Source organism: Providencia sp. PROV073 (genome assembly GCF_033688125.1).
Classification (GTDB): Bacteria; Pseudomonadota; Gammaproteobacteria; order Enterobacterales; family Enterobacteriaceae; genus Providencia; species Providencia hangzhouensis.
This window is the reverse complement of the sequence record NZ_CP096353.1, coordinates 3,849,153-3,863,815: the sequence shown is the minus strand read 5'-3', so window position 1 is coordinate 3,863,815 and position 14,663 is coordinate 3,849,153. Positions and strand designations below refer to the sequence as shown.

11 protein-coding genes are annotated in these 14,663 nt (G+C 37.6%); all 11 read left to right on the top strand.

What is annotated here, in order from left to right:
• The first annotated feature begins 186 nt into the window (after positions 1-186).
• The 11 genes from M1F17_RS17715 (at position 187) to M1F17_RS17665 (ending at position 14,657) form a co-directional block, all read left to right on the top strand.
• A complete protein-coding gene (locus M1F17_RS17715) occupies positions 187-1,146 on the top strand; it encodes a D-2-hydroxyacid dehydrogenase (protein WP_180312156.1) in 960 nt (319 codons plus the stop codon).
• 30 nt (positions 1,147-1,176) lie between these two features.
• The gene (locus M1F17_RS17710; RefSeq protein WP_004259316.1) at positions 1,177-1,986 is read left to right on the top strand and encodes a class I fructose-bisphosphate aldolase; all 810 of its coding nucleotides are present in this window, start codon (positions 1,177-1,179) and stop codon (positions 1,984-1,986) included.
• Positions 1,987-2,022: 36 nt separating this feature from the next.
• Positions 2,023-3,063 (top strand): zinc-dependent dehydrogenase, encoded by a 1,041-nt coding sequence (locus M1F17_RS17705; RefSeq protein ID WP_166184798.1) that lies wholly within the window; start codon positions 2,023-2,025, stop codon positions 3,061-3,063.
• Between the two features lie 20 nt (positions 3,064-3,083).
• Positions 3,084-4,586: a xylulokinase gene (locus tag M1F17_RS17700; RefSeq protein ID WP_096864455.1), complete on the top strand. Its 1,503-nt coding sequence runs from the start codon at positions 3,084-3,086 to the stop codon at positions 4,584-4,586.
• A gap of 135 nt (positions 4,587-4,721) precedes the next feature.
• Positions 4,722-6,044, top strand: coding sequence for an MFS transporter (locus M1F17_RS17695; RefSeq protein ID WP_004259309.1), 1,323 nt, complete (start codon positions 4,722-4,724; stop codon positions 6,042-6,044).
• Between the two features lie 80 nt (positions 6,045-6,124).
• A complete protein-coding gene (locus tag M1F17_RS17690) occupies positions 6,125-7,270 on the top strand; it encodes a glycerate kinase (protein WP_180312155.1) in 1,146 nt (381 codons plus the stop codon).
• Between the two features lie 175 nt (positions 7,271-7,445).
• Positions 7,446-8,603 carry a sugar diacid recognition domain-containing protein gene (locus M1F17_RS17685; protein ID WP_110591140.1) on the top strand — a complete coding sequence of 386 codons (1,158 nt, stop codon included), beginning with the start codon at positions 7,446-7,448 and terminating at the stop codon, positions 8,601-8,603.
• 1,393 nt (positions 8,604-9,996) lie between these two features.
• Positions 9,997-10,527, top strand: a complete 531-nt coding sequence (locus tag M1F17_RS17680) for a fimbrial protein (protein WP_036958062.1) — start codon at positions 9,997-9,999, stop codon at positions 10,525-10,527.
• 79 nt (positions 10,528-10,606) lie between these two features.
• Entirely contained in the window at positions 10,607-11,158 is a 552-nt protein-coding gene (locus M1F17_RS17675; RefSeq protein ID WP_004259299.1) for a fimbrial protein, read from the top strand.
• Positions 11,159-11,178: 20 nt separating this feature from the next.
• A complete protein-coding gene (locus tag M1F17_RS17670; protein ID WP_318837089.1) occupies positions 11,179-13,869 on the top strand; it encodes an outer membrane usher protein in 2,691 nt (896 codons plus the stop codon).
• 35 nt (positions 13,870-13,904) lie between these two features.
• On the top strand, positions 13,905-14,657 hold the full coding sequence (locus tag M1F17_RS17665) for a fimbria/pilus periplasmic chaperone (protein ID WP_004259296.1): 753 nt from the start codon (positions 13,905-13,907) through the stop codon (positions 14,655-14,657).
• Positions 14,658-14,663 lie beyond the last annotated feature (6 nt).

Genomic DNA, 14,663 nt, shown 5'->3' with positions numbered 1-14,663 from the left:
TTTTATTCATCACATTCTTGTGATCGAATTCATAACAAATTGTGCATTTGCACAATTATATTCAATTTTTCACGTTAAAAACTAGTCATTCTTACAATGCCTTCCTGATAAGCGAATTATATAATTTTATTAAATCAAAAAGTCTAATTGACATTCATTTTGTTGATTAATTGGGTGGTAATAAAAATGACAGTTAAAATCGTGTTTCTCGATCATGACACTTTCCCTGAAGGAATAAATATTAAGAAAATAAATAAAGAATATAGTTTAGAACTATATGGGAAAACATCGGAAGATGAAATTATTGAGCGAGTGAAAAATGCAAACATTATTATTACCAATAAAGTAAAAATCACTAAAAAAATTATTGAATCTGCAAAGCAACTCAAATTCATTTCTGTCGCTGCAACAGGAACGGATGTGATTGATATTGGTGCTTGTAATGAGCGTAATATATTAGTTTCTAACATCAGAAATTATGCAATAAATACAGTGCCTGAGCATACGTTTACCTTGATTTTAGCCTTACGTCGTAGCTTATTAGCCTATGCACAATCAGTACGAAATGGTCGTTGGCAAGAATCAGGCCAGTTTTGTTATTTTGATTATAAAATTAATAATTTAGCTGGGTCGACGCTTGGTATTATTGGTGATGGTGTCTTAGGTAAGGCAGTTGCTGATATCGCAAAAGCTTTTGGTATGAAGGTGTTGTTTTCCACATACAAAGGAACGAATAATATGGGCCCACTATATACACCATTTGAAGATGTTATTTCGAAAAGTGATATTATTTCTATTCATTGTCCATTACTCAAATCCACCAAGGATTTAATTAGCTTTTCAGAATTCGAACAGATGAAGCCGTCTTGTATTTTAATTAATACAGCACGAGGTGGGATCGTTAATGAAGAAGCATTATATGGCGCTCTAATAAATAATAAAATATTAGGTGCAGGGTTTGATGTTTGTATTTCAGAACCACCCGAAAAAGAAAGCTATATGATGAAATTAACTCAGTTATCAAATTTTATTCTTACCCCTCATATTTCATGGGCTAGTTTTGAAGCCATACAAACCTTATCAGACATGATGATGGACAATATCGAAGCCTTTTTATCTGGCCATCCTCAAAATTTAGTTAATTAATTCACTCATTGATTTAAAGAGGTCATTAATATGTTTTTAGGAAAAGAAATTCGTTTAAAAAGATTATTAAATAAAAAATCTGGCCGCCTTCTTGCGATTACTATGGATCATCCGATTACACGTGGTGTATTACCGGGAATTGGTGATATTAAATCTGTCATGAAACAGGTTGTTGCGGGTGCACCTGATGCCATTACGATGCATAAAGGTATTATTGAAAAGGTTTATCCCCCGTATGTTGCTTCCGATGTTTCTATCATCATGAAAGCGACAAGTTATTCCATACCTTACCATGAAGCTTATGACACACCCGTTGCTGACGTTGAAGAAGCGATTCGTTTAGGAGCAGATGCAATTTCAGTCGGTTGTATTATGGGAGGACCTGAACAAGCACAGCAATTGACATTTTTAGGTCAAGTATCAAAAGCCGCTGCTTCCGCGGGACTGCCTTTAGTCGCGCATATTTATCCAAAAGGTCCAATGATTGAAGATAGTTTTGATGCGAAAAATCTCGCTTACTGTGTTCGCGCAGGCGCTGAGCTAGGTGTCGATATCATCAAAACACTTTGGTCAGGTTCTCCTGAGACATTTAAATCAGTCGTTGATAGCTGCCCAGCAATGGTTGCTTTAGCTGGTGGTGATATGGGGAGTGATCTTGTTAGCTTCCTAACAAATACACGTAAAGCATTAGATATTGGTGTTGGTGGTGTGACATACGGGCGCTTTGTATGGCAGCACGAAAACCCAACAGCAGTCATTAAGGCTCTGAATGCATTAATTAATGATGATTGTTCGGTTGACCAAGCTATCGCGGAATATAAGCAAGCTGGTGGCAAATAACTAACGTTCATAGCTGTTATGCATGGGGGAGGAAAAATGAAAGCAGCGGTATTGTATGCGCCTAATGAACTTAGAGTGGCAGACGTTAAATATCCACAAGTTGGTAAAGGCGATGTGGTTATTAAAGTCAAAGCAGCCGCGATTTGTGGAACTGACGGACGGATTATTTCAGGTAAAAAAACTAAAGGTGTGCGTTACCCTTCTGTAATAGGACATGAATTTTCAGGGGAAATTGTCGAAGTCGGTGAAAATGTGACTGACCTAAAAGTCGGTGACGCAATCGCTGTTGATCCTGTAGTACCATGCCGTTCTTGCGTTTATTGCCGAATTGGTAAAGAAAATGTCTGTTTAAATCGCCAAGCTATCGGTTATGAGTTTGACGGCGCTTTTGCGGAATATGTTCGAATACCAGAGGTTGCATTGTCATCGGGTAACGTCTTTAAGATACCGCAAGGGATGTCTTTTGAAGCCGCAGCGTTAGCTGAGCCGTTAGCTTGCTGTATCAATGGACAAAAAAATGTGGGTATTGAGCTCGGTGATACGGTGGTCATTATTGGTGCGGGGCCTATCGGGTTAATGCACGTGCAACTTGCGCGTTTCTCAGGTGCGACAAATATTATTGTGAGTGAACTCAATGAACAGCGCCAACAGGCTGCGTTAAATTGCGGTGCAACACGCGTCGTTAATAGCCAGCAAGAAAACTTACGGGATGTCGTAAAAGGCTTGACGGAAGGTGTGGGGGCAGATGTTGTGATTATTGCCATTGGCATCCCTGGATTAGTTAATCCTGCGTTGGAACTCGCTAGAAAAGGCGGGCGTGTTAATTTGTTCGCTGGTTTTTCAAAAGATGATATGGCGCAAATTGATGTCAATATTATTCACTACAACGAGCTTATTCTTACGGGAGCCAGTGCGTTAAGCCGGGAAGGATACCAACAAGCTTTGACACTGATTTCTTCTGGCTTAATTGATATTGAGAAATTAGTGACTCACCGATTTGTTTTAGATGAGATCAACGAGGCCATGGCAACCGCTCAAAAAGGTGACGCGATTAAAATTATTATACATAACAATTAAAAGCAGGCGTTGGAGGCAGCATGATGGACAGTGTCTATTTGGGAATTGATGCAGGTAGCAGTAGTGTGAAAGTTTGTGCGTTTAATTTCCATGGAGAATTATTGGCAAAGGCTTCACGTGATACCAATATTATTTCCAAATCTCCCAAAAATCATGAAATTGACTTAAATGATTTTTGGAGAAAGACCGCAGATGCAGTTAAAGAAGTGACTTCTCAAGTAAAGAATATCGTATCTGTGAGTTTCTCTGTTGCTTGCCCAACGCTGGTTTTATTGGATAAACATAATAAACCTGTCGCAAATGGGATTACTTACCTCGATGGGCGTTCCGAAGGCTTCATACAGCAAACACTCGGGGAAAATATAACGCATGTTCGGGCGCTTTCTTGTAATAGCCCAAGTCCGTCTGCTTGTTGGGTAGGAACGTTAGGATGGCTACAAGAACAACAGCCGGAATTAATGCAAAAAGTTCATAAAGTCGTGCTACTTAATAGTTTTTTATCTTTAAAGTTAGGGAGCCAAAAAGCCGCCATTGACCCGACCCAAGCCGCGTATTCTGGCGCAGTGGTTTTGGCGAAAGCTCCTAAGTGGTCAAAAGAATTATTAAGGTATTGGAAGTTTAATCACGATATTTTGCCGCCGATTTACCAATGCACCTCTGTGGTTGGTAAAGTGAGTAAAGAAGCCGCTCAAGAAACGGGATTAAAAGAAAATACGCCAATTATTTTAGGGTCGGCAGATACCGCCGCTGCAGCATTCGCGGTTGGGTTACTTGACCCTGAAACGGCTTTTGAATCAACAGGAACATCGGGAGTCATTACGTTTTGCTTAGAAGAGCCAAATTTTGATCCTCGTTTTATGAACCGGTACCACATCGTCCCCAATCAATGGTTGGCCCATGGTGCGATGTCGACAACAGGGGGAACATTCAGTTGGTTAAATCAGGCTATTTGGCCGGAAGTTAATGACCATGAACAGTTGGAAATATTTTCAAAATCATCAGTACCTGGTGCCAATGGCTTAATTTATCTGCCTTATTTAGCTGGAGAACGTAGCCCTATTTGGGATGTTAATGCATCGGGAGCATGGATAGGCTTACGTCTAAATCATACTCGCGATGATATGGTCAGGGCGGCATTTGAAGGTACAGCATATGGTCTAAAACAGATCTTGAATATTGCTAATGAAAAATGGGGAGTGATATTAGATGAATTACTCAGCGTAGGAGGTGGATCACGTAATACATTATGGACTCAAATTAAAGCGGATATTCTTCAGGTTGAATATAATATTGCCCAAACAGCAGACGCAGCGGCTTTTGGCGCCGCAATGGTTGGTGCGACAGGAGCTGGTTTTTTCTGTGGCATTAATGACCCTGATTTACCGATTATAAAAACAGAAGATATCACATTCACACCAAATCAAGATAAAAAAACACAAGATACTTATGACAAGCAGTTTAATATTTACAATGGGCTGTATCCTTTATTAAAAGAAACAATGCATAGCTTGTCGAGTAAATAAAATTATTTGAAGTAAGTTTAAATTAAATAACGTTCCTAAATGTTAATTTTAATGAATTAGCAGGGATCGTTTCATTCTTAAAAAAGCAGGTAATAAAACGTGTATTAAATAATAAACTGCTCTGGAGCGAAAATAATGATAAATTCAAATCCGATTAAGCCAAAGACGAATTATCGTTGGGTGGTATTAGCCCTGATTTTTATCGTCTATGCTGTAAATTATGCAGACAGAAGTAATATTGGTGCGGTTCTACCTTTTATTACTGATGAGTTTAAATTAACTAATTTAGAAGCGGGATCTCTCGCGAGTATGTTTTTCCTCGGTTATGCTTTATGCCAAATACCCGCGGGCTTTTGGATGGCAAAACGTGGGATCAGAGGAATGGTGTCATTATCCATTCTCGGTTTCTCCGCCATGACTTGGTTCATTGGCTTAGCCCAATCTGCCTTTGCAATTAAGTGGTTGCGTCTTGGCCTAGGTATGGCAGAAGCGCCAACCCCTGTCGGGCTAACGTCGACAATTAATAATTGGTTTCCAGCAAAAGAAAAAGCAACTGCCACTGGGGTTTATATTGCTTCAACGATGTTTGCTCCGATTATTGTTCCACCATTAGTCGTTTGGATTGCATTAACTTATGGATGGCGCTGGGTCTTTATTCTGTTCGCTATTCCCGGTATTTTTCTCGCTATTATTTGGTATTTATTTGTTAGAACAAAACCAGAGGAAAGTCGCTTTGTTTCACAAAGTGAATTAGATTATATTCGTGCCGATAATTCAGAAATTGCAGAAAAGAAAATAGAAGGCAATATTGTTCTGAGTCCTAAATTTAATACGCTAGATAAATTTATTCGTGTTAAATCAGTCACGCCATTAAGTTCAGCTTCCCAAATATTTAAATCTAAAAATATTTGGTGTAATACCATTTCTTATTTCATGATGGTCAGTATTTTATATGGAATATTAACCTGGATACCTTCTTATCTGGTGAATGAAAAAGGCTTTTCATTTATGAAGATGGGCTTTGTTGCATCAATGCCATTTGTTGGTGGGTTTATCGGTTCGATTTTTGGTGGCTGGATTTCTGATAAAGTTTTTGGTCGTCGTCGTAAACCTACGATGCTATTTACCGCAGTAGCGACGATTGCCATGATGTTAGTGATGTTGAATGTTCCTGAAAGTACGACTGCAGTTGCGCTTGCCCTTTTCTCGGTTGGTTTATTCTTGAATATTGGCTGGCCTGCATTTACTGCTTATCCAATGGGAGTTGCTGATAATAATAACTACCCAATTGCGATATCTGTTGTGAATAGTGGAGGAAACTTAGGTGGCTTCGTTTCACCTATGATGGCAGGGCTATTGTTAGATATGACTGGTAAGTTTGATGCTGTTTTCTCTTACTTTGGTATCTGTGCGGTGATTGGCTTAATTATGATCCTGTTACTTGATGAACCGAAATAATAAAAAGTCGTATCAGGTGGGGCAATACCCACCTGAATTTTTAACTTATTGATAATAAAAATTTCTAAAGGATTATTTTTATGAAAATAGTCATTGCACCTGACTCATTTAAAGAGAGTTTATCTGCATTGAAAGTCGCAACGGTTATTGAGAACGGGTTCAAAGAGGTATTTCCACATGCAACTTATGTAAAGTGTCCTATTGCGGATGGAGGTGAAGGCACTGTTGTGACGATGGTTGAGGCTACCCATGGCGAAATCTATCACCTTGATGTTATTGGTCCTTTAGGCACGAGTGTTCAAGCATTCTATGGTTTATCTCAAAATAAGCAGCAAGCATTTATAGAAATGGCTGCGGCAAGTGGGCTAGAGCTAGTCCCTGTTGAATTAAGAAACCCGTTACTTACGACATCATATGGAACAGGAGAATTGATAAAAGCCTGCCTAGATACTGGGGTAAAGCAGATTATTATTGGTATAGGCGGGAGTGCAACTAATGATGGCGGAGCAGGAATGTTGCAAGCACTTGGGGCCAAATTATTAGATTCACATGGGCAACAAATTAAATTAGGAGGACAAGCACTTGCCGACTTAGCGTGTATTGATGTCAGTACAATAGACCCTAGGATAAAAGCTTGTCAATTTAGTATTGCTTGCGATGTTTCGAACCCATTGATTGGTAAAAATGGTGCATCTGTAATATTTGGCCCCCAAAAGGGTGCGACAAATGAACATATTGAAATGTTAGACAAAAATTTAGAACATTTCGCAGATATCATTAAGCGAGATTTGCATGTTGAGGTTCATTATATTGAAGGAGCCGGTGCAGCAGGAGGGATGGGAGCAGCTTTACTTGCTTTCCTAAAAGCGGAACTTAAGCCTGGCTTTGATATTATTGCACAAACCTTGAACCTTGAATCACATATGGTAGGGGCGAGTTTAGTCATTACAGGGGAAGGGCGATTAGATAGCCAAAGTTTGAATGGCAAAGTGCCTTTCGGCGTCGCTCAGTTAGCTAGAAAACATAAAATACCCGTTATTGCCATTGTTGGAAGCCTTGGTGATGACCTCAGTCATTTACAACAATATGGTATTGATTCAGCGTTTAGTATTTTGCATAAAATTAGTTCACTAAAAGAAGCACTGAATAATGCTGAAAGTAATTTATTTAATTGTACTAAAAATATAGCGAATACGTTGAATATTAAAATTGACAACAAGAATTGAAGTAATAATTTGAAAATTTAGCTTTGTTTGCTTTATTTTGAATTGAATTTATTTTTCTTGATTTTTTCAATGAATATTGAATACTGGAACCAATTAAATTAATAATAAACATTATTAAAACTTATAGTTTAAAATCTTGTTTCTATTTTACAGCACCAGCAAAAGAGGTTGAAATATGTATGATTATTGTCTTACCTCCAAATTAGCGCAAGAAATCGTTGATAGAACCATGAAGATTATTGATTGCAATATTAATGTTATGGACGAAACTGGATGTATTATAGGAAGTGGAGATAGTAATAGATTAGGCGAATTTCATGAAGGCGCTTTGCTTGCAATAAAGCAAAAGCGAACGGTTGTTATTGATGACGCCACTGCAAATCATTTACATGGGGTTAAACCAGGTGTTAATTTACCTCTTTATTTGAATAGTAAAATTATAGGTGTAATAGGATTAACAGGAGAACCAACCCAAATTAAACAATTTGGGGAGTTGGTTTCAATGACAGCCGTAATGATGCTAGAGCAGGCAGAGATTTATAACCATTTGAATTTAAACGATCGTTTTAAAGAAGAAATTATTCTAACTTATATCGAAAATGGAACAATTCCCGATAATATAACTGAATGGTCTAAAAAGCTTAATATTAATTTTTCTATTCCACGAGTTGCTATAATTATTGAATTAGATAGTGGCCAATTAGGTGTGAATAGTGCATTTAGTGAATTGCAAGAAATTAAAAAGCTAATTGAATATAAGAATCCTGATAACTTAGTCGCTATTCAATCTTTGACGGAAATTGTTTGTTTAACTCCTGCGCTAAATAAGTTCAATCGATGGGATATTGATAATGCAAAAAAGAAAATTATAAAATTAGAATCAGACATTCAGAAGTTATTTAAATTACAAGTGAAAATATCATTAGGTAATTTTTTTTTAGAGCCCGCAGAGGAATCGATTAAAAAATCATATGAGACGGCTAAAATTACCATGCAAGTAGGGAAAGCTAAGAAACCCCAGTTAAAAATTTACTGTTACCAAGATATTATGCTACCGGTTTTATTATACGGTTTAAATTTTAAATGGTCTTCAGAAGAACTATTAAAACCATTGAATACATTATTACATGAAGATTCTAATGGTGTGCTAATTAAAACATTAACAGTCTGGTTTAAAAATAATTTATTATCTCGTGAAACAGCTAACGAGTTGTTTATTCATAGAAATACATTAGATTATCGTTTAAAAAGGATATCTGAGATAACAAAATTAGATCTATTAACGATTGAAAGTAAGGTATTGTTGTATGTTGCTTTACAGCTGAAAAACTAATCTGATAACACTATTGAGGGGCAGTTTTCATAGAGTAATAGAAGAAAATGCCATCCTTGTAGGGAATCGCCTCAAACTCTGATGCAACGAAACGTCAGTAAATTTTTAACTTCTTATCTCATACCCTGGTTAGTTAGCGGCTATTTGTCGACTCGCAAGTGCTTCGAGCATGATAAGGCTTTTTACCTACATCACATGACCACCCAATGAGTAGCCTATCAGGAAAACAAAAACGTATTAACATCAAACTAGGCTAGCACAGATTGTTTTTAATCTGCTAGAGATCAATCTATCTTCTATTTTGCTCAATAACGTCTAATTTAATCATATTTTAATTCCAATATTTTTTATTGGTATTTTTACTTAAATGTATAGCCTCTATATTTTAACTATCACCATTAGGTCAGTGATGTAATTATCGAGAATAACTTAAGGTGTTCTGTTTATTCATGGTGGGTTTTCTAGAAACTGACTTTATCCAACGTATCTTAATTTAGTTAGTTAATCTTAAAAAATAACCTGATTGTGATTATAGAAGCTAATTTTTTGGTTTTTTGAGGCTTAAAGATAAGATTTATATAATTATAGATTTATTGAAAATTACTCTTTATTACCATTTGAAATATTTTGCAATGAAGTTTTTTTCTAGTAGATACTTATTTAATTCGTTTGTTCTTAATTGTTTCTATTTTCATTTCAATTTAAAAAAATGTTTTATTATATTATTGTTTTCTAGGTGCCATTCATATGAAAAACACAAAAATTTAATGTGTCTATATGATATTTATTGTTTTATGTTTATTTTTCTTTTTGGCTTAAATGTAACAATTAGTGAATTGAGAAACATTATGAAAATATTTAATTGTTTTTTTTGAGATGTTTCTGATTAATTATTTTTCAGTAAACTTTTCGTTTTAATGATTTTATCTAATTCTAGTTTTATTATTATCTTCCACCTCATTTTTTTTCACTAATAAGAACCCGTTTTATGAGTATAAAAAACTTTATTAGTAATGATTGGGTTTATTTTGTGGTTTTTTATTAAAAAAAGGTCGATTTAATTAGATGTACATCACTCGTTTATCCAGTAATGGAGTATTTAAAATAGAGTATTCTCTGGATATTATATATATATTACTAACTTACAATGTGAGTAGTTAATTAATCTTCAGATTTGACATAACTAGAATGAGATATAATAATGGCACCGCATTGATGCATTGTTTAATTATTTTATTTATTAATGGAGTTTGATAAATAGGAATAGTTATTAGTGTCAATCCTTAATATTTACTAATCGAATATATTTTAAGAAAAAATTAAAATAATCAGATTGATAATAACTCATTATTTTAATTTGTGTCGTCTTTTTTATCTAATGGAAATGTATAAAATGAAATTAAATAAACTTGCTTTAGTATTAGGTTTAGGTCTGGCAGTAGTTGCTGGTTCTGCTTCTGCAAACCAAGGTGGCGGTCAAGTCACTTTTAAAGGTTCAATTATTGATGCTCCTTGCTCAATTCCACCAGGTTCTCAAGCATTTGAAGTACAAATGGGTGCTATCGCGACGTCTGCATTAAACGGTGGCGGTAAAAGTATTGCTCGTGACTTCAATATCCAATTAGAGCAGTGTGACATCACAACTCTGAAAACTGTTCAAACTACATTTACTGGTATTCCAAGTACTTCGGTAACTGATGGTTTAGCTATTGCTGGTACTGCGAAAAATGCGGGTATCGTGATCACTGACTACAACGGAACTAAAATTGCTTTAGGTGCTAAATCACCATCTCAAACTTTATTAACTGGTGCGAACACATTGCGTTTCCAAGCTTATTTGCAAGGCGATGATGATGCAGCAAACAAACCAGCTGTACCAGGTGAATTTGATGCAATTGCAACATTTGCTCTGAGCTACCAGTAATTGGTATAGCCCGTACAAGGATGTATGGGCACTAATTTTAATGCATTGAAATTGGTTATTAAGTTGAAATGGAGTCGCTATGAATCACTTTGGCATCATTGTCATGGTGCTTTCAGGAATGATATTTGCCCCGATAGTTAGTGCGCAAAATCAAAATTCTCGGGCACAAAGTCAGTTCAAAGGAACTGTTACCATGGGCGGTTCAATCATTGAGAGCCCTTGTGCAATAGATGCAGATAGCCGAGATCAATCAGTTAACATAACGACTGTACCGGTTAGCCAGATAATTCACGACAGAGAAAGTCCTACAAGTGATTTCTCTATACGCCTTATCAATTGTGTTTTAACACCGGTAACTCCTGGAACTCCTAATTGGCAAACTTTCAATATTACATTCGATGGTCCAACAGATGGCCGTAACTTCGATGTTTTTGGGCATGCAAATGGATTGTCAGTAAAAATTTCTGATACAGCTGGAAATGTAGCTATACCTGGTAGAGCAATGCCTGATTTACCTATTAGCGCAGGCAATACAACTCTGCATTATAAGGTGCGGGTAGTATCTAATAATAAACGTTTAAAACCAGGGAATTATCAGACAACTATCCGTTTTAAAATGGATTATTACTGAGTTATTACTAAGGGACTATTATGGCTCTGCAATTAAAAAGTAAAAATAAAGTATTTAATAACTCAGTAAGTTATTTTTTAACGCCTGTTGCTACCATGGTGTTTCTTGCTATTGCTCATATAAATTTAGCTAATGCAAATAATGATAGTATTGAGTTTAATACAGATGTTTTAGATCTTCAGGATAAAAAAAATATTTCCTTAAACGAGTTCTCTCGTGCGGGCTATGTTATGCCAGGGAAATATCCATTTAAAATTAATTTAAATAATCGCGACTTAGCTGACATTTTTGATATTGAATATATCGAGGATCCTAATGATCCAAGTATGACGGAGCCTTGTTTAACGCCAGATGTTGTTGAACATATTGCTTTGCGCGATGAATGGAAGAAAAAGGTTGAGTTTGCTAAAAATGGCCAATGTTTAATTCCAGAAACGATCCCTGGAATGACAGTAAGCGGTTCTTTAGCCAAAGAAACAGTCACAATTACTGTACCTCAGGCTTATATCGAATTTACTTCTGATAACTGGGATCCGCCATCTCGTTGGGATGAAGGTGTACCCGCCCTAATTTTTGACTATAACTTGAATGCTAACTTAACAAGGCCTGCGGATTCAGCCAATACCCAGTCAGTTACTGGTAACGGTACAACTGGCTTTAACCTTGGTGCTTGGCGTTTTAGGGCAGATTGGCAAGCAAGTTATAATCGCACTAATGGGCAATCGACCGACCGTAAATGGGATTGGAGCCAATATTATGCCTATAGAGCAGTAAAAGAGCTAAATGCAAAGCTCACGATGGGTGAGCAATTTTTACGTTCAGGACTATTTGACTCATTCCGTTATATGGGGGCCAGCCTGATCTCTGACGAAAGAATGCTACCACCAAACCTACGTGGCTATGCACCGGAGGTGACTGGCGTTGCAAGAACCAATGCAAAAGTGATCGTGACTCAGCAAGGACGTGTTATTTATGAAACACAAGTTGCTCCGTGGCCTTTTCGTATTCAAGATTTAAGTGATGCGGTTAGCGGTAAATTAGATGTACGCGTCGAAGAGCAGGATGGCTCGGTACAAGAATTCCAAATGAATACCGCCTCCATTCCTTATTTAACTCGTCCAGGCTCAGTTCTGTTTAAGATTGCAGGTGGCCGACCGAATAATATGGAACATGAAACAGAAGGGCAAGGGTTTGTTACGGGGGAATTTAGCTGGGGGGTCTCCAACGGTTGGTCATTATTCGGCGGTGCAATAGCAGCAGGTGACTATAACGCGTTATCACTCGGTGTTGGTCGAGATTTACTCGCCTTTGGTGCAATTTCATTCGATGTCACCGAGTCACGCGCGAAACTGAAAACAGATAACAAAATCTATACAGGGGCATCGTATCGCTTAAGTTATTCAAAACGTTTTGAAGACTATGATAGCCAAGTCACTTTCGCAGGATACCGATTCTCTGAACGTGACTTTATGAGTATGAACCAGTACCTCGATCGTCGTTATAGAGGTGTGGAATTCGATAATAGTAAAGAGCTGTATACGATTACATTTAATAAGTATTTCACCAGTGCAGATCTGACCGCGTATCTGAACTATAACCACGAAACCTATTGGAATAAGCCAGCGGCAAAACGTTATAACCTTTCTATTGCGAAATATTTTGATATTGGTCGTTTTAAAAATATCAACTTAAGTTTAACGGCATTCCGTAACAAATTTGATAATAGAAATAATGACGACGGGCTATATATGAATCTTTCTTTGCCTTGGGCAGATAGAGCGTCAATTAGCTACAACAATATGGTGACAAGAGATGGTAACTCACACACCGTCAGTTATTTTGATTCCATTGATGATAAGACGAACTATCGCGTGGGTACTGGGGTAAGTAACCGAGGCCGTGGAACTATTGATGGTTTCTATACACGTTACGCTGATTTAGCAACACTTACTGCAAGTACCAGCTATATCAATGGCGATACTACCTCAGCTGCATTTTCTTTACAAGGTGGTGCAACAGTCACAGGGCATGGTGCTGCATTGCACCGCATTAATACCCCAGGTGGAAGCCGTGTGATGGTGGGAACTGAGGGGGTGAAAAATGTGCCTATTCAAGGTTTTGGGCCGACCACTGAAACCAATATTTTTGGTAAAGCGGTAGTTGCTGATATCAGTGATTACTATCGTACCAGTACATCCATTGATGTGACTCAATTGCCTGACAACGTAGAAGCCATCCGGACATCTCAGCCAATTACGCTGACAGAAGGGGCTGTAGGTTATCGCGAGTTTGAAGTGTTATCGGGTATTAAAACCATGGTGAGATTGGCATTGGCAGATGGAAGTTATCCGCCATTCGGTGCCACCGTGAGAAATGAGAAGAATAGAGAGCTCGGTATCGTAACTGATAATGGGTCTGTGTATATCTCAGGTATCAACCCAAATGAAGTTTTAGATGTGTATTGGGATGGAAGTGTGCAATGCAAAATTCAGGTTCCAGAAAATATTACCACGGCTGAATTTAACTCACTGTTATTACCGTGTACAAACAGCCCAAGTGTTGAACCTGGGTATATGCCAGCAAAAGCCGTTCCTGTTGGGCAGTCTGCTCCAGTTTACAAGCCTGCGCCGATTAAACAGGGCGTAGCGCCGAGTCAGCGTTGGTTATTAAAACCACCGGATATTGCTTACAGCACAGATTATACAGAGTAACCCAAGTTGCTTGATTTTATAAATAGTTGGTACTTATGAATATTAAAAAAATTGCATTTTTTACTACAACAATCACGTTATCTGCGGTGCTATGCGGGCAGGCTCTGGCTGCTATTGCACTTGATAGAACACGCGTTATTTATAATGGGACTGAAAAAACCATTAGCTTGAATATTAAGAATGAAAACACAGAATTACCTTATCTTGCGCAGGGTTGGATTGAAGACGCTAATGGTAACAAAATTGAAAGCCCACTCACGGTTTTACCACCAGTTCAACGTGTAGAACCAGGTGAAGGTAGCCAGGTTAAAATTCAATCTCTTCCTGATATCGCTACATTACCTCAGGACAGAGAAAGTGTTTATTACTTTAACTTACGAGAGATTCCACCACGTAGTAAAGAAGCTAACGTTTTACAGATTGCATTACAGACGCGTATTAAATTGTTTTATAGACCAAAAGCGTTATACGCCACTCGTACGGATTTAGAAAATCCATGGCAGGAAAAAATTACGTTAACGCGTAAAGGAGATGCCTACGAAATCACAAATCCAACTGCTTACTTTGTCACGATTGTGGATGCAAGTTCAAGAGTGGGTGGAGATACGGTGAAGCAATTTGAGCCTGTGATGATCTCACCAAAAAGTAACGGAATGCTTAAGGGTAGCGCAAGTGCCATGGGGGCAAAACCAGTTCTAACTTATATCAATGATTATGGTGGAAGGCCTAAATTGACGTTTGGTTGCGCCGGTACAACTTGCAAAGTTGAATCTTCGACGGACAGATAACGGAGA